Origin of the sequence: Duganella sp. LjRoot269 (assembly GCF_964254095.1) — a bacterium.
GTDB lineage: Bacteria > Pseudomonadota > Gammaproteobacteria > Burkholderiales > Burkholderiaceae_D > Rugamonas > Rugamonas hordei.
On sequence record NZ_CAXUSL020000001.1, the window covers coordinates 6813992 to 6834708 of the forward strand.

The window sequence follows — 20717 nt, forward strand, 5'->3', positions numbered from 1 at the left end:
GCTCCGGGCTCCCCGGCGGCGGGCTCGGACGCCGCCGGCCGTGCTACGGCAAGCCCTGCACCTTGACCACTCCGTTATACATCGTCATGTACAGGGTACGGCCCCTGATCGCCAGGCCTCGTGGCGTCATGATCTTGCCCGGCAGCGCGCCAGGCGCAAAATAGAACTGTCCAGGCGCGCCAAGCACCGTGGTGACCACGCCGTCGGGCGTGCACTTCCTGACCGTCGCACCATCGGCAAAATACAGATTGCCATCGTCGTCTATCGTCAGCGCGGTCGGATTCGGCAGGCCGGCGTTGGCGCCTTTGCCATCGACGTGCGTGGTCACGTAAAACGGACCATGGCTGTCTCCAGATAGCACTTGGCCACCGCCACCGGCAAGCGTGGTCACCGCGCCTTGCGGGGTGATCTTGCGGATGTAGACGCCATCGGTCATGTAGATATTCCCCGCCTGGTCGGTCGTGAGTCCCACACGCGAGGGGAAACTGAATTTCGCCGTCGCGCCGGTGCCGTCCGCGTGTCCGTACTCGCCCGGCGTGCCCGCCAGCGTGCTGACGACGCCCGCGGCACTGATCTTGCGCAGCACATAGCTAAGCTGATCGAATACATACACATTCCCCTCGCGATCGGCCGTCAGTGTCGCAGGGTATCTGAAGGTGGCCGCCGCCGCCGGTCCGTCATCGCCGCCGGATACGCCCGGCTGCCCGGCCAGTATGGTGTTGACACCGGCCGGCGTGATTTTACGAATAACCTGGTTGCTGATGTCCGGCACATAGAGGTTGCCGGCGCCGTCGAGCGACACATCGGCCTTGGAGAGGAGGTTATTCGGGGTAAATGCGCGGGTCAGCGTCGACACGGCGCCGGTCGGGTCGACCGTGCGGATGTTGCCGTTGAGCATATCCACCACGTAGACAATACGGCCGGTGGCGTCGACCGCGATACCGCTGGGCTGGTTGAAGGAGGCGGCATCGCCGACGCCATCGGCGCTGCCCACCCAGCTGTCGATACCGGGGACGCCGGTCACCACATTGGCGACGCCGGACGGCCCGGCAAAGGTGCTGACCTGCCCGCCGCTGATCTTGCGGATATTGCCGTTGGCGCTGTCGGTCACATACACGGCGCCATCGACTCCCACCCGAATCGCCAGCGGCACGTTGAAGCGCGCCGTTGCGGCCGGTCCGTCCGCACTGCCCAGCTCGACCGGCGTGCCAAATGGCTGCGCCGCGGTGTTCGGCTTGCCTGCCAGCGTCGTCACCACGCCGGCCGGGGTGATCTTGCGGATGGTGCTGTTGCCGTCGGTGACATAGACCGTACCGTCGCGGTCGGCCGCCAGCCGGTGAGGACGGCTGAAGCCGGCCGCAGTCCCGACGCCATCGATACTACCGGCGCCGCTGCGGTTGCCGGCAAGCACGACAACCTTGCCGTCGGGTGTGATTTTTACCACCACGTCGTTATCGAGCGTGTAAACATTGCCGCCGCCATCGACTGCCACCGCCCCGCCCGGCCCTACCGGCTCCCCGGCGCTGACCGCTGCGGCCTGGTCCGAGGCGAACAAGGTGCTGACCGCGCCGGCCGGCGTCACCTTGCGCACGCGGCGTTGCGATGCGCTGCTGGGGTCCACGATCGTCGCGTCTGCCAGGTAAATATTGCCGTTGCCATCCACCGTCATGTCCATGACAGAGGCGAACGAAGCGTCCTGAGCGCTGCCGTCGTTGCCGTCGACACTGCCGGAACCCGCGACAACGACATCGCTGCCGTCAACCGCTTTTTTGTGGAGCCGGAAGTTGAGGAAGTAGTAGAAATTGCCGCCGCCATCGACGGCGATCGGTGTGAAGCTTCCAGAGCCGGGTTGCAGCGCGGCGGCCGTGGCGACGGTGCCGTCCGGCGTGATCGTCCGCACGATTTCAGTGCCGTTGAAATCGCCTACGTACAACTTTCCTGCGGCATCGATCGCAAGCCATGCCGGGCCCAGGAAGCGGGCATTGGCGCCTGGGCCGTCGTTGAGGCTCGGAGTCCCCACGGCGCGGCCGCCGACATTGCCGGCTAAGAGTGTCATGCCGGATACCACGGGAGGTACCGGCGTTACAGGAGGGGGGCTACCATTGCCCGAACCGCCGCCGCAGGCCGACAGTGCTGCCAGCAACACCAGCGCCGACAATGATTGGTATGACATGCCATCCTCCGTTACATATAAATTAATATTATCTAATAGTACTATCAAAACCCGGCGGACGCGTGCTCGGCTAGAATAACGCGATGCCTCCAGCCAAACTTCCCAAATTCCCCGGTCCGCTGACCGCACGCGGCGCCGTCCTGGCCGTGCTGATTTCCGATAAAGACCAGACCGGCGCGACGCCGCTGCAGGGTCGCACGTCGCTGGCCGCCATCGTCAAGACCTTGAAACGCAAATACAACTGGCCGATCGAGATCAGCAGCTTTCCTTCCAACAGCGGCGACGGGCGCGCCACCTGGGCCACCGTCTACAGCCTGCCGCCGGCGGTGATCGCCAAGGCGCTCGACAGCGGCGGCCGCGAATGGCTGGAGCGGCGCGATGCGGCCAGGGCCGCGCCGTAACATCTGCTTACTCTGGAAACACTTTCTGCGTCACCGCCGGTTCTCCCCGGCTCGTTATAGGAGCAAGCGCCACCGAGGCGTATTACTGGAGAGAACAACATGACCACCACCACCACCCGCATCCACCCAATGATGGCTGTTGCCGCCGTATCGCTGACCCTGGTCAGCCTGGTCGGCGCCGCTTCGATCGCCGGCCTGCTGCCGAATTCGCATGCATCGGTCGACACCGCCCCGACGGCCGCGACCACCATGCCGCCAGCCACGCAGCAACTGGCCGCCCAGCCTGCGGCTCCAGCAGCTCCGGCGGTGGTGCAGCATCGCACCGTGGTGCATCACACCTACGCCCCCAAGCCTGTCAGCCAGAACGACGGCTATGCCCAATCGTCGCCAGCTCCGGCTCCGGCACCGGCTCCGGCGCCGGCCGCCCAGAACAGCCCGCTCGGCATGGGTCTCGGCGCGGTGGTCGGCGGCTTGATCGGCAACCAGGTCGGCGGCGGCAAGGGCCGCACCGTGGCGACCATCGCCGGTGCAGTTGGCGGCGCCTACGTCGGCAACGAAATCGCCAAGAAAAACCCGTAACAGTCCGGCGGATCCGCTCCGGCCTTGACCAGGTTCAAGGCCGGAATTTATTTCCAGGTGGAAAATATGACATAATGTACGCCGCATCATCCACCGGACAATATTGTCGTCATGACCACGCCCATCGAACAACACGAAGACCCCCGGCAATTTTGGGAGCAGCGCGTCAAGGCCAGCCGCTGGCTGATCATGAAGACGTCCATGCTGGGCGCGCTGGCGGCCGTCCTCGGCGTGCTGGGCCAGGGCTGGCTGGAAGACGCCAGTCCGATCTTCCCCTTCATCAGCCAGAACTACGGCATCTGGCAGGGCGGCTACCTGCTGGCCCTGCTGGTGATCTTCCTGATCTGGGCGGCGGCCATGCTGCAAAAGATGAGCCTGCTGCAGAACAGCAAGCAGGGCCGCGCCATGCAGCAGCGCATCGACGAACAGAACGAGCGCATCGCGCAAAAGAAGCTGGAAGCGAAAGAACGCCGCGAACAGGAACTGAAGGAAAGGGAAACCTCCCCTTCCTTCTTCAAGAGCTCCGCCCGCAGCACCAAGTTCGACTACTAACTCACTCGTAGCGCAGGCAGTCCACCGGCAGCAGCTTCGACGCCCGGCGCGCCGGATAGAAGCCGAAGAACACCCCCACCAGGCTGGAAAACCCGCAAGCCACCACCACCGCCTGCAGCGTGATGAAGACGTCGAACTTGCCGGTCGACGTGATCGCCGCCGCCGCGCCGGTGGCCAGCAGTATGCCGAAGATGCCGCCCACCAGGCAGATCACCACCGCCTCCGTCAGGAACTGCAGCAGCACGTCGCGCGGCTTGGCGCCGATCGCCATGCGGATGCCGATCTCGCGCGTGCGCTCCGTCACCGACACCAGCATGATGTTCATGATGCCGATGCCGCCGACGATCAGCGAGATCGCGCCAATCAATCCCAGCAGGGCCGCCAGGCCGGCGCTGATCTTCTGCGCCGTCTCGGCGAACGAGGCCAGGTTGTCGATGCGGAAGTCGTCCGGCTGCTCGTACTTGATGTGGTGGCGATCGCGCAGCGTTTCGTTGATGTCCTGGATCGCATCCTGCAGATTGCCGCCGGACTTGCCCTGCGCGACCACGTAGTGCACGTTGCCGGGGAACGGCAGCCGCACCAGGTTGGCCGCCGACGCCGTGATCGGCACCAGCACGTAGTCGGACAGGTCGCCGCCGTCCACCTGCTTGCCCTCGCCGTACAACACGCCCACCACCTGGAACGACACGTTCTCGATGCGGATGTACTTGCCCAGCGGGTCGACCTTGTAGAAGAACTGGTCGGCGATCTTTTTACCGATGACCACCATGCGCGAGGCCGCGCGCACATCGGCCTCGCTGAAGGCGCTGCCCTTGTCGACCTTCCAGCCGCGTATCTTGAACATGGCCGGCGTCACGCCATGCACCGTCTTCGACGCGTTCTCGTTGCCCACCGCGAGGTTGAAGCCGCCCTGCAGCACCGGCGCCGCGCCGGCCAGCGACGGCAGCGCGTTCAACGCCGCCGCATCGGCCATCGTCAACGCCGGCGCCGCGCCGCTGCGCATGCGCTGCTGCTGCGCGCGGTCGCCGCCCGGCGAGACGAACAGCATGTTGGTGCCCAGCTGCTCCAGCTCCTTGGCGATGAAACGCTTCATGCTGTCGCCCACCGCCAGCAGCAGCACCACCGACGTGATGCCGATGATGATGCCCAGCATGGTCAGCAGCGTACGCAGGCGGTTCGCCATCATCGAGCGAAACGCCTCCACCACTATCTGTAAAGGATTCATATGATTTATATAGTTATCGGTTCGTGGCGGGTCACCGACTCCGCCCCCAGCAGTTTCAAGCCCTCGGCGGCGGGACCGTCGTACAGCACATGGCCGTCCTTGAGCCGCATCAGCCGCTTGGCGTAGGCCGCGATGTCCGGTTCGTGCGTCACCAGCAGGATGGTGATGCCGCGTTCCTCGTTCAACTGCTGGAACGAGCGCATGATCTCCTCGCTGGTCTGCGTATCGAGGTTGCCGGTCGGTTCGTCGGCCAGGATCAGCGGCGGATCGCCGACCAGCGCGCGGGCGATCGCCACGCGCTGCTGCTGGCCGCCGGACAGCTGGTTCGGCGTGCGCTTCGCATACTCCTTCAGGCCCACGCGCTCCAGCTCCACCAGCGCCTTGGCGTGCGCCTTCGAGCGCGACACGCCGGCATAGATCAGCGGCAGCGCCACGTTCTCCGCCACGCTCATGCGCTTGATCAGGTTAAAGCTCTGGAACACGAAGCCGATGGTGCGGTTGCGGATGGTGGCCAGTTCGGCGCGCGAGAGGGTCAGCGTGTCGATACCGTTCAGATGGTAGCTGCCGCCGGTAGCCTGGTCCAGGCAGCCGAAGATGTTCATCAGCGTCGACTTGCCCGAGCCGGACTGCCCCATCACGGCGAGGAAGTCGCCGCGCGGCACGGCCAGGTCGATGCCGAACAGCACCTGCGTTTCCACGTTGCCGGAGAAGTAGCTCTTGGTGACCTTGCGGATATCGATCAGCATTTCCGGCGCCGTCACATGTCACCCTGCTTGTCGTTGATCGCGCGGGTGATGACCTTGTCGCCCTTTTTCAATTCGCCGCCCAGCACTTCGGTGTAGCGGAAGTTCGACAGGCCGATCCGGATGTCCCGGGACACCGGCTGGTTCTTCGCGTCCAGCGTGTAGATCTTGAACGAGCGCGCCAGCTCGCTCTTGCTGCGGAAGGCGGCGTCATCCTCCGGCTGCTGCGCTTCGGCGACGGCGGCGGCCGATGCGGAGGCGCTGGCCGAAGCCGATCCTCCTGCGGATGCCGCGGCGGCCTTGGCCAGCTTGGCCTGCTTCTCCACCTCCTCGTCGCTGAGGCGGAAGCGCAGCGCGGCCGTCGGTATGCGCAGCACCTGCTGGCGATTGCCGACCAGCAGCCGCACCTGCGCCGTCATGCCCGGCTTGAGCAGCTCTTCCTTGTTGTCCACGTCCAGCACGACGTTGTAGGTGACGACGTTCTGCACCACGTTGGCGGCCAGGCGGAACTGGCGCATGCGCGCGGAAAATTCCTTGTCAGGATAGGCGTCGACGACAAAGCGCGCCTCCTGTCCCTCCTTCAGCGCCCCCACGTCCGCCTCCGACACGCTGGTATCGATCTGCATCTTGGTCAGGTCGCGCGCGATCTGGAACAGGGTCGGCGTGGTGAACGAGGCCGCCACCGTCTGCCCCAAATCCACCGTGCGCTTGATGATGACGCCGTCGATCGGCGAGCGGATCACGCTGTTGTCGAGGTCCGCCTGTGCGCGCGCCAGCTGCGCCTGCGCCAGCTGGATGTTGGCCTGCGCCACGTCGACTTCGCGCTTGGACTGGTCCAGCGCCAGCGGCGAGATGAAGCTCTGCGTCACCAGTGTCTGGTTGCGCTGGTGCGTGGCCTGCGCCAGCCGCAGGTTGGCCCGCGCCGACGCCAGTTGCGCCTCGCCCTGGCGGATCTGCGCGTTGAAGATGGTCGGGTCGAGCTTGAGCAGCACCTGGCCCTTTTTCACGTGATCGTTGAAATCCGCCTTCAATTCGCTCACCGTGCCCGACACCTGCGAGCCGATGTTGATCAGCGCGACCGGGTTGATGGTGCCGGTGGCCGTCACCGTCTGCGTGATGTTGCCGGTATCGGCGGCGGCGACGCGGAAGCGCGGCGGCTCGACTACCGGAGTCTTGCTTTTGGAATACCAGGCGGCGCTGGCGCCGCAGATGATGAGCAGGCCGACGGCCAGCACGATTTTCTTCTTGGTCAGGAAAGCCATCGTTTCTGTAAGTCCCATAGGTGAAATCCGGCGATATGCGGATCAGCACGGCAAGTATTATTGAGTTTTGCAAAATATGCAATCAGGCCGGCGCAAGGCCATCCCTCCCTCAGGGGAGAGACAACCACTACCAATGGGCGTACCCGCGGCCGCGATTCGATCCTACGATGGTTCACCTCTTCCACTTCAAAAGGCAGGACATCATGAACAATAACGATAAAGAGCAGGTCAATCCATCGCGCCGCTCCGCCATGGTCGGCAGCGCGGTTGCCGCCGCCGCCGCAGTCGCCACCGCGCTGCCGCTGGCGGCTGTCAGCACCGACAGCCAGGCCGCCACCGGCAAAGTGGCCAAGACCGCCAGCACCATCACCACCCGCGACGGCGTCGAGATCTACTACAAGGACTGGGGTCCGAAGACCGGCCAGCCGGTGGTGCTGAGCCACGGCTGGCCGCTGAACGCCGACAGCTGGGAATCGGCGGCCTTCCATCTGGCCAACAACGGCTTCCGCGTCGTCACCCATGACCGCCGCGGCCATGGCCGCTCCAGCCAGCCCTGGGACGGCAACGACATGGACCACTACGCCGACGACCTGGCGCAGCTGATCGAGGCGCTGGACCTGAAGAACATCATCCTGGCCGGCTTCTCGACCGGCGGCGGCGAGGTGGCGCGCTACGTGGGCCGCCATGGCACCAAACGCATCGCCAAACTGGGCCTGATCTCGGCCGTGCCGCCGCTGATGCTCAAGACCGCGACCAATCCGGGCGGCCTGCCGATCGAAGTGTTCGACGGCATCCGCGCCGCCTCGGTCGCCAACCGCGGGCAGCTGTACCTGGACCTGGCGTCCGGCCCGTTCTACAACTACAACCGCCCGGGCGCCAAGCCGTCGCAGGGCATCATCCAGGCGTGGTACGCACAGGGCATGCAGGCCGGCCACAAGAACACCTACGACTCGATCAAGGCGTTCTCGGAAACCGACTTCCGCGACGACCTGAAAAAATTCGACAAGCCGACGCTGATCATCCACGGCGAGGACGACCAGATCGTGCCGATCGACGCCGCAGGCCGCGCCTCGGCCGCCATCGTCAAGCATGCCAAGTTGATCACCTACCCGGGCGCGCCGCACGGCCTGACCGACACCTACAAGGACAAGTTCAACGCCGACTTCCTGGCCTTCGCCAAGTCCTGATTTGGCGCCATAACCACACTCTCCCAAAAACCCGCCGGCACTGAACGCGATCTTGAATGCGTTCGGGCCGGCGGGTTTTTTTTGTGCTATGGTTTCTTCTACCATGATGCAACTGTTCTCTCCTCCCGACAACTCGGCGCTGATCCACTACGGAACCTACACGCCATCGCTGGTGCTGCTGTCGATAATGGTTGCCATCTTCTCATCATGGATGGGATTACAAGTCGCCGCGCAGGCGCAATCGGCCGGCACGCGCGGACTGCGCACCATCATGCTGTGCACCGGCAGCCTGGCGCTCGGCTGCGGCGTGTGGTCGATGCACTTCATCGGCATGCTGGCCTTCGACCTGTGCACCGCCGTCGACTACGACCAGGGCGTGACCATGCTGTCGGTACTGCCCAGCCTTGGCGCGTCCTACATCGCGCTTTCCATCATCAGCCGCCAGCGCATCAACGCCGCGTCGCTGATCGTCGGCGGCATCCTGGTGGGCGCGGGCATCGGCGCCATGCACTACACCGGCATGGCCGCCATGCGCACGGCGCTGGACCTGCGCTACGATCCGCTGATGTTCGGCCTGTCCATTGTGGTGGCCGTGGTGCTGGCAACGCTGGCCCTGTGGATACGCTTCGGCCTGCGCACGCTGCGCGCCCGTGTGAGCGGCAGGACGCTGGGTCTGATCAGCGCCAGCGTCATGGGCTGCGCCATCGCAGGCATGCACTACACCGGCATGGCGGCGGCACGCTTCGTCGGCCAGCTGCCGCCCGGCAGCGCCGCGCCCCAGCATGGCAGCACCTTCCTGGCGCTGGCGATCACCCTGATCACGGTCGCCATCACCATCTTCATCATGTCGGCCAACGGCTTGCTGCGCTACCGTGAACTGTTCCGCCAAAAAAGCGAGAGCGAAAGCTGGATGCGCGCCCTGCTCACCACCACCGTCGACGGCGTGGTGACGGTCGACCGCCACGGCGTGATCCATGAGTTCAACGCGTCGGCCGAGCGCATCTTCGGCTGGACGCGCGGCGAAATCGTCGGCCGCAATATCCGCATACTGATGGCCGACGTCCAGCGCTCCGAACACGACGGCCTGCTCAACTACCTGCGCACCGGCGAGGCCGGCGCGCCGGGCAAAGGCAGCGAAGTGATCGCCCTGCGCAAGGACGGCAGCACGCTGCCTATCCGCCGCGCGCTGGGCCATGCCCGGCTGGCCCAGCGCGACCTGTTCGTCCTCTTCATCACCGACATCAGCGAGCGGCGCGCCATCATGCAGGCGCTGCGCGACAGCGAGCTGCAATTCCGCTCGCTGATCAGCAACATCCCCGGCATTTCCTTCCGCAGCAGCATGCGCTTCGACGCGCCGCCGGTGTTCGTCAGCGACGGCATCGAGCGCGTGGCCGGCTATCCCGCCAGCGATTTCGTCGGCGAGCATCGCACCCGCACCCTCGGCTCGCTGATCTGCGAGGAAGACCGCGCGCGCGTGGCCGAGGAGATCGCCCGCAGCGTGGCCGCGCTGTCGCCCTACCAGGTCGAGTACCGCCTGCGGCACGCCGACGGCAGCGTGCGCGCGATGTGGGAGCACGGCGCCGTCACCCAGGACGAGAGCGATCCGACGATACGCTGGATCGACGGCGTGATCCTCGACATCAGCGAGCGGCGCGAGATGGAGCAGCAACTGCGCAAGGCCAAGGAGACGGCCGAACAGGCGGCGGCGGCCCGCGCCAGCTTTGTCGCCAACATGAGCCATGAAATCCGCACGCCGATGAACGCCATCCTCGGCTTCACCGACGTGCTGCTCGACACCGAACTCGATGACAGCCAGCGTCGCCACCTCGACACCGTGCGCAAGGAAGGCCGTTCGCTGCTACGCCTGCTCAACGAGATCCTCGACACCGCCAAGCTGGACAAGGGCGCGATGGAACTGGAGCCGGACGACTACAGCCTGCTCGGGCTGATCGACGAACTGGCCTCCACCTTCGGCAGCAACGCCCGCAGCAAGGGTCTGACGATCGACATCGTCTACGATCCTGCGCTGCCGGCCTGGCTGCACGGCGACGAGCTGCGCATGCGCCAGATCCTGGGCAACCTGCTGGACAACGCCATCAAGTTCACCGCGGCCGGCAAGGTCGGCCTGCACGCCGGCGTGCGGCAGGGGCAGCTGCACATCGCCGTGCAGGACACCGGCATCGGCATCGCGCCGGAGCGGCTCGATGCGATCTTCGATCCGTTCACCCAGGCCGACGTCTCGATGACGCGGCGCTTCGGCGGCACCGGCCTGGGCACCACCATCAGCCGCCAGCTGGTGGCGCTCATGGGCGGCAAGATCTGGGCCGAGAGCGCGCCCGGCGAGGGCACCACCTTCCACGTCACGCTGCCGCTGGAGCCGGCCCGCAACGATGTGGCGCAAGGCGGCGAACGCGTCGACTATCCGCTGCCGCCGCTGCACATCCTGGCGGCCGACGACGTGCCGCAGAACCTGGAGCTGCTGTCGCTGCTGCTGGCCAAACGTGGCCACACGCTCGATACCGCCTGCGACGGCGCCCAGGCGGTGCGCCTGACGGCCGAACGGCGCTACGACGTGGTGCTGATGGACGTGCAGATGCCGCAGATGGACGGCCTGGCCGCGACCCGCGCGATCCGCGAGCGCGAACGCGCAACGCAGGCGCCGGCACTGCCAGTCGTGGCGATGACGGCCAGCGTGCTGGCGGCGCACCGCGAAGCGAGCAGCGCGGCGGGCATGCAGGGTTTCGCGTCCAAGCCGGTGGACTGGCACGCGCTGTCGCACGAGATCGCGCGAGTGATGAAACTGCCGGCGCTGGAGCCGGCTGCGCCCGCGCCCGATGCGCCGGTGCGCCAGCGGGTATTGAACCAGAAGGCAGGCCTGCAGCGGTGGTCCGGGCAGCTGCCGGTGTACCAGCAGGCGCTGAAACGCTTTGCCGCCGACTACACCAGCGCCGCCACCACGCTGGGCAAGCTGCTCGCATCCACCAGCGATGTGCGCCTGGACGACGCGCAGGCGTGGTGCCACAAGATACGAGGCGTGGCCGCCAACCTGGGCCTGGAGCAGCTGACCGCCACCCTGGGACAGATTGAAAAACTATGCGGCTCGCCGCACGACGGCGGCACCCTGAACACCGAACTGACGCGGGCACAGCGCACGCTGACGGCTCAGCTGGACGCCGCGCTCAGCGCCATCCACGCCGCCGTGGCGGCGGGCGGCACGGCCGCCGCAGATGCTGGTGCTGGAGCTGGTGCGAGCGCAGGCGCTGGCGGCGCGGCGGTTGGCGACGTCAAGACTTACGACCCTGCAGCCACGCGCCAGAAAGCGTCGGCCCTGCTGCCGTCGCTGCAACGCGGCGCGCTCGATGACTCCAAGCTGACGGAACTCGCATCCAGCCTGGCCGGAGCGCCCGCCGCGCAAACGCAGCAGCTGGCCGAGCTGCAAAACGCCCTGAACGATTTCGACTTTCCGCTGGCGCAAGGCGCGCTGCAGGAGTTGCTGGCCAGCCTGGCCACGGAGAACCCATGATCACCACCCACCAACCCAACCAGCCACTGATCCTCGCGGTCGACGACGAAGCCAGCAACCTGCAACTGCTGCGCCACATCCTGCAAGACCAATACCGCCTGCTGTTCGCCAAGGACGGCCCACGCGCGCTGGAGCTGGCGCGCCAGGAAAAGCCGCAGCTGATTCTGCTCGACGTGATGATGCCGGGGATGACCGGCTACGAAGCTTGCGTCAAACTGAAGGCCGATCCGGCCACCGCCGCCATCCCCGTCATCTTCGTCACCGCCCTCAGCGACCCCGACGACGAAGTGGTCGGCTTCGAGGCCGGCGCGGTCGACTACATCACCAAGCCGGTCAGCCCGCCCATCGTGCGTGCGCGCGTGCGCACCCACCTGTCGCTGGTGCACACCGACGAACTGAAACAGACGCGGCTCGAAATCGTCCAGCGCCTGGGCCTGGCCGCCGAGTACAAGGACAACGAAACGGGCCTGCACGTGATCCGCATGAGCCACTACTCGCGCATTCTCGGCCGCGCGGCCGGCATGAGCGAGGCCGAGGCCGACGACCTGCTGCACGCGGCGCCGATGCACGATGTCGGCAAGATCGGCATCCCGGACAGCATCCTGCGCAAGCCCGGCGCGCTCGATCCGGACGAATGGAAGGTGATGCAATCGCACGCCACCATCGGCGGCGACATCATCGGCCGGCACGCGCAGGGCATGCTGGCGATGGCGCACGCGGTCGCCATGACGCACCATGAAAAGTGGGACGGCAGCGGCTATCCGAACGGCCTAGCGGGCGAACAGATACCGCTGGTGGGGCGCATCGTCGCCATCGCCGACGTGTTCGACGCGCTGACCTCGGCCCGCCCCTACAAGCCGGAGTGGCCGCTGGAAAAGGCTGTCGAGTATCTGGAACAGCAGCGCGGCAAGCACTTCGACGCACAGCTGGTCGACCTGTTCCTGGCGCAGATGCCGGCGCTGCTCGAAGTCAAGCAGCGCTGGGCGGAACAGACCGTCGCTCCGGCCCCGGCCTGAACTTCAGGCCACCAGTCGCGGTTGGCGCCCCGCCAGCTGGGCCATCACGCTGACCAGGTGGTCGATCTGCGCCCTGGTATGGCCGGCGTTCATCATGAAGCGCAGGCGCGCCTGGCCGACCGGCGCCGCCGGGAACTGGATCGCATCGACATGGATGCCTTCCTTGCGCAGCGCGATCGCATAGCGCTGGCAGGTTTCCGCATCGCCGATCAGCACCGGCACGATAGGCGTGGCGGTGGACATGATGGTGTAGCCCAGCGGCGCCATCCGTTCGATGAAGTAGCGCTGGTTGTCCCACAGGCGCTGGCGGCGCTGCGGTTCTTCCTCCAGCAGATCCAGCGCCGCCAGCAGCGCGGCCGCCTGGTCCGGCGGCGGCGGGCAGGTGAAGCCGTAGGCGGAGCTGGTCAGCCGGATCACGTCCGCCACGTCGCGCTCGACGGCGACGAAACCGCCGATCGAACCGAGCGCCTTGCTCAAGGTCCCCATCTGCATGATGCACGGGCTGTAGCAATTGAAGTGCTCCGAGGTGCCGCCGCCGTTGGCGCCCAGGATGCCGGTGGCGTGGGCGTCGTCGATGTACAGCAGCGCGCCGTAGCGCTCGGCCAGCGCCACCAGCTCCGGCAGCGGCGCGATGGTGCCTTCCATGCTGAACACGCCGTCGCTGACGATGATGGGCGTGGTGCCCTCGCCTGCGCCGGCCTGCAGCAGCGACTCCAGGTGGTTCATGTCGCAGTGGCGGTAGTTGTAGCGCAGCGCGCCGGACATCTGTATCCCCTCGCGGATGCTGATGTGATTGAACTCGTCCGAATAGTAGGCGTACTTGTGGCGCCGCTTCGCGCGGAAGCCGTGCAGGCGCGCCAGCGTGGCCGCCTTGACGATCGACGACAGCACGCCGATGTTGGCCATGTAGCCGGTCACGAACAGCACCGCGTCGCTCTTGTGCTTCAAGGCGCCGAGCCGCGCTTCCAGCGTGCGGTACACCTCCAGGTCGCCGCCCAGCAGGCGCGATTCGCAATTGCCCACGCCGTAGCGGTCCAGGCCCTGCTTGGCCGCATCCACCAGGCGCGGATGATTGGCCAGCGCCAGGTAGTTGTTGGTGCTGAAGGACACCACGCTCTCGCCGCGCGTGACGAAGACGGGGTCGGGCAAGGTGCTGTGCACCGACGAGTTGTGATAGATGGGATGGTGCTGCAGCCAATCGGCGATGTCGCTTAAATCGTGCATGATGGGATGATCCTGTGAAGATCGCCCCATGTTAGCTGCCCTCGGCTTGCCGCAAGATTGCAGCCGCATTACCGATAGGAGAGCTACAGGAAAACTACAGCGCGACCGGCAGCAGGATGCGCGCCACCAGTCCCGGCGCGCCGTCCTCCAGCACCAGCGAGCCGCCGTGCGACATGGCGGTGGCGCTGACGATGGCCAGTCCCAGGCCGTTGCCGGGCATATGCCGGCTGTCGTCGAGGCGGTAGAAGCGCTGCGTGACCTTGCCGCGCTCCGTCTCCGGGATGCCGGGGCCGTTGTCGTGCACGGCGATCGAGGCCTGGCCGTGATACAGGCCGGCGCGCACGCGGATCGCGGCGCCCTGCCCCGCATACTTGATGGCGTTGTCCAGCAGGCTGGCGACGGCGCTGGCCAGCAGGTTGCGGTCGCCGTCGACATACAGGTGCTCGGGCGCGTCCACCGTCAGCGTCACGCCGCTGTCTTCCGCGGTTGCTTCGTACATCTCGCCGATGTCGGCGGCGACGTGGCCAAGGTCGAGCCGCTCGAACAGGCGCGCGCGCATGCCCGATTCAGCCTCGGCGATCTGCAGCAGGCGCTCGAACAGGCGTATCAGGTCGTCGATATCGTCGATGGCGGCGTGCGCGGCGCCGCTCAGGCCCGGCACCGTGGCCTGGTGGCGCAAGGCGTCATCGAGCTTGCTGCGCACGCGGCTCAGCGGCGTGCGCAGGTCGTGGGCGATGGCGTTCGACACGTGGCGCACGCCTTCCATCAGCAGTTCGATCCGGTCCAGCATACGGTTGATGTCGCGGTTGAGCAGCGCGAATTCGTCGTTGCCGCTGACCGGCACGCGCGGACTGAGGTCGCCCGTCTCGATCTGCGCCGCCGTGCGGCGGATCGCCCCCAGCCGGCTCTCGATGGTGCGCCGGAACAGCAGGGCGCCGGCCACCGTCAGCAGCAGCGACACGCCGGCGCCGGCCAGCAGCGCGCGCCAGATCACGTCGCGCACTTCCTCCTGTTCGCTCAGGTCGCGGCCGACGATCAGCACGCCGCCGCCGTCCAGCGGCCGCAGGTACAGGCGCGCCGTGGTGGGACGGCCGTTGCGCGTGACCACGGCGCTGACCAGCGGCGGAGTGTCGGCATCGGCGGCAGCGATGGCGTCGACCGCAGGCCACGTGCCCAGGTTGCCGGCCACCGGCGCGCCGGCGGCGTCCAGCAGCTGGAAGATTTCACGGTCGCTGTCGATGCCGTCGTCCAGCTGGCGCCGCACTTCGGCCAGCAGCACGCCGCGATGGCGCCTGCCCGCATGTTCGATCAGGCGGTCCGATTGGGCGACGATCTTGCCGTCGATGTCGCGATCGAGCACGCCGACGGTGCCGGTGTAGAACACCGCCGACACCAGCACGATGGAGGCGGTGCCCAGCAGGCCGTAGCCCAGCACCAGCTTGGCCGCGATCGATGATGCAGGCAACGATGGCAGCTTAAGCAAGCCCGCGCTCCGTGCCGTCTTCCGGCGGCGCAGCCCCCATGCGGTAGCCGACACCGCGCAGCGTATGGATCAGCATGACGGGGAAATCCTTGTCGACCTTGGCCCGCAGGCGGCTGATCTGCACGTCGATGACATTGGTCTGCGGGTCGAAGTGATAGTCCCACACCGATTCCAGCAGCATGGTGCGCGTCACCACCTGGTTTACATTGCGCATCAGGTATTCGAGCAGCCGGTATTCGCGCGGCTGCAGCGTGATGACCTTGCTGCCGCGGGTGACGCGCAAGGTGCGCAGGTCCAGCTTCAGGTCCGCCACCTGCAGCTGCGAGCTGTCGGCGCCGGGGGCGCTGCGGCGCAGCAGCGCCTCCACCCGCGCCAGCAGCTCGGAGAAGGCGAAAGGCTTGGACAGGTAGTCGTCGGCGCCGCCGCGCAGGCCGGAGACGCGGGCGTCGATGGTGGTCATGGCGCTGACGATGATGACGGGCGTGGCCTTGCCCAGCGCGCGCAGCTTGTCGACGATGGTCAGGCCGTCCACGCGGCCGGGCAGCATGCGGTCGAGGATGATGACGTCCCAGTCGTCGCCGACGGCCAGGTCCAGTCCTTCGGGCCCGTTGTCGCGGGACGTAACCAGATAGCCCGCCTCGCGCAGTCCCTTGCAGATGTAATTGGAGGTTTCGGCTTCGTCTTCGATGACCAGGCAGCGCACGCGGTACTCCGTAATTCAGGATGGTGGCAGGTATTGTAACCTGCGTATAACCCGCGGAGCACGGTGGTGAACTCCCGCCCGGACGACGTCGTTGCGTCGCACAGCGGTTGGCGCCATCATGGTAGCGTCATCTCTGGGGACCGTGGCCAGAGCGCGGAGTTCGACTGCCATGGTAGCCGCGCGTGCCTGTTCAACCCTTGCGCCAGATCAAACAGCGCGCTTGCGGCCCGCTTCCCGGCCATCGGCCAGCTCATGGTACAGCGCGGCATAGCTCTCGGCCATTTTCCGCGCCGTGAACAGCTCCCAGTAGCGCGCTTCGGCGCGGCGCCCCATTTCGGCGGCGCGTTCGGGCTGCTCCCACAGGGTGCGCATCGCCTCGCCGAAGGCTTGCGGATCGTCCGGCGGCACCACCAGCCCGGTCTCGTTGTCGATGTTGATGTAGGTGGTGCCGGTGCCGATCTCGCTGGAGATCATCGGCTTGCCGTACATCGCGCCTTCCAGCAGCGAGATGCCGAACGCCTCCGAGCGCAGGTGCGACGGGAAAGCCAACGCGTAGCACAGCTCCAGCAGCGCGACCTTGTCTTCCTCCTCCACCGCGCCGACGAACATCACGTGCGCCAGGCCCAGGCGCTGCGCATGCTCCTTCAGCTCCTGCTCGATCGGACCGGCGCCGACGATCACCACCGGATAGTCGAGGTTGGCCATCGCGTCGAGCAGGATGTGCAGGCCCTTGTAGTAGCGCAGCACGCCGACGAACAGGAAGAAGCGCTCGCCGCAGAGGGCGCGCCATTTGTCCTTGACCGCCTCGGAAGGCTTGGGATAAATGGTCTTGTCCAGGCCATAGGTGATGGTGCGGGTCTTGTGTTCGAAGCGCTTGAGCACCGGCGACGAGGCCAGGTAGTTGGGCGAGGTGGCGACGATGGTGCCGACGCTGCGCAGGAACTGCCGCTTGAGCGGGCCATATACGCGCAGCAGGTTCTTCTGCCGCACGATGTCCGAGTGGTAGGTGACCACGCTCGGCTTGTCGATGCGCGCCATGAAGTGCGCCAGGTCCATGAACGGCCACGGGAAGTGATAGTGGATCACGTCCGCCTCGCGCGCCAGGCGCGCCAGCTTGCGGATGGCCGCGAACGAAAAACCGGTCGAGGCGATTTCGAAATCCAGCGGCGCGCGGTGCACGGTGTGGCCTTCGAACTCGATCTGCGCCGGGCCGCTGTCGCGCGTCAGCGTCAGCACTTCGTTGGTCACGCCGAGGCGGCCGGTGCCCACGCACAGCTGGCGTATCACCTGCTCGATGCCGCCCCATGTATCGGGATAGTAGGTCTTGTAGAAATGGAGGACGCGCATAAGGGATTTAGTGGGATAAGACTTGACGGTACACGGCGACGGTACGGCGCGCCGCTTCATCCCATGTCAGTTCCAGCGCGCGGCGGCGGCCGGCGGCGATACAACGGTTGCGGACGGCGTCGTCGCGCACCAGCGTGGTCATGGCGGCGGTCATTTCCGGCACCGACAGCGGATCGAATTCCAGCGCCGCGCCCTGCGCCACTTCCGGCAGCGAGGTGGCGTTGGAGGTGGCCACCGCCACTCCGCTGGCGAAAGCCTCCACCAGCGGCAGGCCGAAGCCCTCGTGCAGCGACGGAAACACGAAGGCGCCCGCGCCCGCGTACAGGTGTTGCAGCTGAGCGTCGTCGGTCAGCTTGTCGAGCCAGATGACGTTTTCGCCCTGCTGCTGCGCGGCCTTGATGCGCTTGACCAGTTCTTCGCTGCGCCAGCCCGGCGCGCCGACGATGAGCAGCTGGCGCGCGGAGCGCAGCACCGGCGGCAGCGCCAGATAGGCTTGCAGCAGGCGCTCGACGTTCTTGCGCGGCTGCAGCGTGCCGACAAACAGGAAGTAGCCGGCGTTCAGGCCGTACTGCGCCAGCGTGGCGTCGCGCGCTTCGGCGGGCGGCGCGTCGAACCACTCGGCGCGCACGCCGTGGTGCACCACACTGATCCTGCGCTCGTCGACGCCGAAGCATTCGACCAGCTCGCGGATCGAGTAATGCGAGCCGGTGATCACATGCTGCGCCTTGCGCGCGGCCTTGGCCTGCAGCCAGTTCTTCACGCCGCGCATTTTCGGGCTGCACCACTCGGGATGCGAAATCGGCAGCGCGTCGTGCAAGGTCGCCACCACCGGGCAATCCATGCGCACGATGCGGTAGTCGGTGGCGTGGAACAGGTCCAGCGGCGGCGCGTTCCTGCCCATCACGCGACTCACGTTCAAATGCACCGAGGACGGCAGCAGCAAATCGCCCAGCGTCGCCAGCGGGAACGACAGCGGCAGCGCGCGGCCGACCGTCAGCCGCCGCGCGTCGCCCGGCGGAGCAAAGGAAAACGGCAGCGCTTCGACGCCGGCATGAGGCAGGTGTTCGAGCAGGGCGCGGCTGTAGACGCCGATGCCGTCCAGGCGGCCGCCGGTCAGCGCCGGTTCGGCCGTGGTGGTGGAAAGGCCGATGCGCAAGGCCTCGCCGGATACGGCGGCGCTCACGCCGAATACATCCAGCGCAGCGTGTCGGCCAGCGGTACGCGCGCCAACGGGCCGGTGGCGGCCACCAGGCGGCTGTTGTCGCCGACCAGGCGCACCACTTCATTGGCGCGCACGAAGGCCGGATTGACGTGGACGTTGATCTTGTAGCCGGCGATGTCGGCCATCATGTCCAGCGCCTCGCCCAGCGAGTACGCGTGGCCGGAGCAGATATTGAAGGCTAGTCCCGAGGTGGCGGGGCGGGCGGCCAGCAGCTTGCGGTAGCTGGCAGCGACCATGCGCACGTCGGAAAAGTCGCGCCACACGTGCAGGTTGCCCAGCTCGATGTCGGCGGCCTTGCGGCGGAAGTGGCCAACGATTTTCGGCAGCAGAAAATTCTCGTGCTGGCCGACGCCGGTGTAGTTGAATGGACGGACCACGATCAACGGCAGCTTGTCCTGCCACAGCCTGGCCATGTATTCCATGGCCAGCTTGCTGACCGCGTAGTCGTTGGCCGGCGCGGCCGGCACGTCCTCGTGGATCACGCCGACGTCGGTGTTGCCGTAGATGTTGGCGCTCGACGCCAGCAGCACGGCCGACGGTTTCTGCTCCAGCGCGGCCAGCGCCTCCAGCAGGTTGCGGGTGCCGGCCACGTTGACGCGGTAGATTTGTTCGACATCGCCATGGCCGACGAAGGCGATGGCGGCCAGGTGGGCCACCACGTCCGGCCGCACCTCCTGCACCATGGCCGCCATGGCGGCGCGGTCGTTGAGGTCGATGGCGAACTGACGCTCGCCGGGGGCATGACCGGGGGTGATGGTGCCGTACACCTCGTAGCCGGCGGCCTGCAGTTCCTGTTCGACGTAGCGGCCGGTGAAGCCCGCCAGGCCGGTGATCAGCGCGCGCTTGCCTGCACCTTCGGCGGCCATCGTCGCCGCCTTAGAAGGAGAAGCCGGCTTTGTTGCGGCGCAGGTCGGCCTCGACCATCATCTGGCACAGCTGCTCCAGCGTGGTTTTCGGCTTCCAGCCCAGGTCCGCCAGGGCCTTGGCCGGATCGCCGATCAGCAGCTCCACTTCGGCCGGACGGTAGAATTTGGGATTGACGCGTACCAGCACCTTGCCGGTCTTCTTGCAGGTGCCGATTTCATGGTCGGCCGCGCCGCTCCACTCGATGGCGACATCGACCGCCTTGAACGCCATGGTCACGAAGTCGCGCACGGTCTCGGTGCGGTTGGTGGCCAGCACGTAGGTGTCCGGATGGTCGGCCTGCAGGATGCGCCACATGCCTTCGACGTATTCCTTGGCATAGCCCCAGTCGCGCTTGGCGTCCATATTGCCCAGCTCGAGCACGTCGAGCTGGCCCAGGTGGATCTTGGCCACCGAGTCGGTGATCTTGCGGGTGACGAATTCACGGCCGCGCAGCGGCGATTCGTGGTTGAACAGGATGCCGGAGCAGCCGAAGATACCATACGATTCGCGGTAATTCACGGTCATCCAGTGGGCATACAGCTTGGCCACGCCATACGGGCTGCGCGGGTAGAACGGGGTGTCTTCCTTCTGCGGCACGGCCTGCACCTTGCCGAACATTTCCGAGGTCGACGCCTGGTAGAAGCGGATCTTCGGATTGACGATGCGGATTGCTTCCAGCAGGTTGACCGGGCCGACACCGGTGATTTCCGCCGTGGTCACCGGCTGCTCGAACGAGACGCCGACAAAGCTTTGCGCCGCCAGGTTGTACACCTCGTCCGGCTGCGCGTTCTGCAGCAGGCGGATGCTCGAGCCGAGGTCGGTCAAATCGTATTCCACCAGGTTCAGGTTCGGGTGCGACTGGATGCCCAATTCCTCGATACGCCAGAAATTGACCGAGCTGGTACGGCGATAGGTACCGGTGACTTCGTAACCTTTTTCCAGCAGCAGTTCCGCCAGATATGCGCCGTCTTGGCCGGTGATCCCCGTAACCAGGGCTTTTTTGATTTTCTGCATGGTGAATACGATCCAAATTCGTTAAAGACTCGACAAGCCGGGTATTGTAACAGAGCGGATATGGAGCACTTCTCACCAAATGTCTCAATTACATCCCTTACATCTTGTTACAGCTCAATAAAAAAGGCCGGACCGGTGTCGGTCCGGCCCTCCTCGG

General features: G+C 66.2%; 17 protein-coding genes. 6 read left to right on the forward strand and 11 right to left on the reverse strand.

The window, feature by feature from the left end; all coding sequences use genetic code 11:
• Window positions 1-43: 43 nt before the first annotated feature.
• A complete protein-coding gene (locus tag ACSQ3S_RS30435) occupies window positions 44-2173 on the reverse strand; it encodes a hypothetical protein (RefSeq protein WP_436144710.1) in 2130 nt (709 codons plus the stop codon).
• Window positions 2174-2256: 83 nt separating this feature from the next.
• Here ACSQ3S_RS30435 and ACSQ3S_RS30440 point away from each other — a divergent pair, with 83 nt between their 5' ends.
• The 3 genes from ACSQ3S_RS30440 to ACSQ3S_RS30450 all read left to right on the forward strand — a co-directional run bounded on the left by ACSQ3S_RS30440 (window position 2257) and on the right by ACSQ3S_RS30450 (window position 3705).
• Window positions 2257-2574 carry a hypothetical protein gene (locus tag ACSQ3S_RS30440; protein WP_436144711.1) on the forward strand — a complete coding sequence of 106 codons (318 nt, stop codon included), beginning with the start codon at window positions 2257-2259 and terminating at the stop codon, window positions 2572-2574.
• A 99-nt stretch (window positions 2575-2673) separates the two neighbouring features.
• Window positions 2674-3153, forward strand: a complete 480-nt coding sequence (locus tag ACSQ3S_RS30445; protein WP_353401143.1) for a glycine zipper 2TM domain-containing protein — start codon at window positions 2674-2676, stop codon at window positions 3151-3153.
• Window positions 3154-3264: 111 nt separating this feature from the next.
• Window positions 3265-3705 carry a hypothetical protein gene (locus tag ACSQ3S_RS30450; protein ID WP_176652849.1) on the forward strand — a complete coding sequence of 147 codons (441 nt, stop codon included), beginning with the start codon at window positions 3265-3267 and terminating at the stop codon, window positions 3703-3705.
• A 1-nt stretch (window position 3706) separates the two neighbouring features.
• Here the strand turns inward: ACSQ3S_RS30450 and ACSQ3S_RS30455 are convergent, their stop codons facing one another.
• Genes ACSQ3S_RS30455 through ACSQ3S_RS30465 form a run of 3 tightly spaced genes read right to left on the reverse strand, consistent with a single transcriptional unit; the run spans window position 3707 to window position 6953 of the window.
• Entirely contained in the window at window positions 3707-4891 is a 1185-nt protein-coding gene (locus ACSQ3S_RS30455) for an ABC transporter permease (protein WP_176652336.1), read from the reverse strand.
• Window positions 4892-4935: 44 nt separating this feature from the next.
• Window positions 4936-5676 (reverse strand): ABC transporter ATP-binding protein, encoded by a 741-nt coding sequence (locus ACSQ3S_RS30460; RefSeq protein ID WP_436144712.1) that lies wholly within the window; start codon window positions 5674-5676, stop codon window positions 4936-4938.
• A gap of 11 nt (window positions 5677-5687) precedes the next feature.
• Window positions 5688-6953, reverse strand: coding sequence for an efflux RND transporter periplasmic adaptor subunit (locus tag ACSQ3S_RS30465; RefSeq protein ID WP_436144713.1), 1266 nt, complete (start codon window positions 6951-6953; stop codon window positions 5688-5690).
• A gap of 185 nt (window positions 6954-7138) precedes the next feature.
• Here ACSQ3S_RS30465 and ACSQ3S_RS30470 point away from each other — a divergent pair, with 185 nt between their 5' ends.
• From ACSQ3S_RS30470 to ACSQ3S_RS30480, 3 genes are all read left to right on the forward strand, one after another.
• Window positions 7139-8122 (forward strand): alpha/beta fold hydrolase, encoded by a 984-nt coding sequence (locus tag ACSQ3S_RS30470; protein ID WP_436144714.1) that lies wholly within the window; start codon window positions 7139-7141, stop codon window positions 8120-8122.
• 103 nt (window positions 8123-8225) lie between these two features.
• A complete protein-coding gene (locus ACSQ3S_RS30475) occupies window positions 8226-11645 on the forward strand; it encodes an MHYT domain-containing protein (RefSeq protein WP_436144715.1) in 3420 nt (1139 codons plus the stop codon).
• On the forward strand, window positions 11642-12661 hold the full coding sequence (locus ACSQ3S_RS30480; RefSeq protein ID WP_436144716.1) for an HD domain-containing phosphohydrolase: 1020 nt from the start codon (window positions 11642-11644) through the stop codon (window positions 12659-12661). The genes ACSQ3S_RS30475 and ACSQ3S_RS30480 overlap by 4 nt, the downstream gene beginning before the upstream one ends.
• 3 nt (window positions 12662-12664) lie before the next feature.
• Here the strand turns inward: ACSQ3S_RS30480 and ACSQ3S_RS30485 are convergent, their stop codons facing one another.
• From ACSQ3S_RS30485 to gmd, 7 genes are all read right to left on the reverse strand, one after another.
• Window positions 12665-13885 (reverse strand): aminotransferase class I/II-fold pyridoxal phosphate-dependent enzyme, encoded by a 1221-nt coding sequence (locus ACSQ3S_RS30485; protein ID WP_176652331.1) that lies wholly within the window; start codon window positions 13883-13885, stop codon window positions 12665-12667.
• A 94-nt stretch (window positions 13886-13979) separates the two neighbouring features.
• Window positions 13980-15368, reverse strand: a complete 1389-nt coding sequence (locus ACSQ3S_RS30490) for an ATP-binding protein (protein ID WP_436144717.1) — start codon at window positions 15366-15368, stop codon at window positions 13980-13982.
• Window positions 15361-16071: a winged helix-turn-helix domain-containing protein gene (locus ACSQ3S_RS30495; RefSeq protein ID WP_176652330.1), complete on the reverse strand. Its 711-nt coding sequence runs from the start codon at window positions 16069-16071 to the stop codon at window positions 15361-15363. The genes ACSQ3S_RS30490 and ACSQ3S_RS30495 overlap by 8 nt, the downstream gene beginning before the upstream one ends.
• Window positions 16072-16278: 207 nt before the next feature.
• Window positions 16279-17418: a glycosyltransferase family 4 protein gene (locus ACSQ3S_RS30500; RefSeq protein WP_353401154.1), complete on the reverse strand. Its 1140-nt coding sequence runs from the start codon at window positions 17416-17418 to the stop codon at window positions 16279-16281.
• Between the two features lie 7 nt (window positions 17419-17425).
• A complete protein-coding gene (locus ACSQ3S_RS30505) occupies window positions 17426-18601 on the reverse strand; it encodes a glycosyltransferase family 4 protein (RefSeq protein ID WP_436144718.1) in 1176 nt (391 codons plus the stop codon).
• A complete protein-coding gene (locus ACSQ3S_RS30510; protein ID WP_436144719.1) occupies window positions 18598-19506 on the reverse strand; it encodes a GDP-mannose 4,6-dehydratase in 909 nt (302 codons plus the stop codon). Before ACSQ3S_RS30510 ends, ACSQ3S_RS30505 begins: the two co-directional genes overlap by 4 nt.
• A 10-nt stretch (window positions 19507-19516) precedes the next feature.
• Window positions 19517-20560, reverse strand: coding sequence for a GDP-mannose 4,6-dehydratase (gene gmd / locus ACSQ3S_RS30515; protein ID WP_176652326.1), 1044 nt, complete (start codon window positions 20558-20560; stop codon window positions 19517-19519).
• Window positions 20561-20717 lie beyond the last annotated feature (157 nt).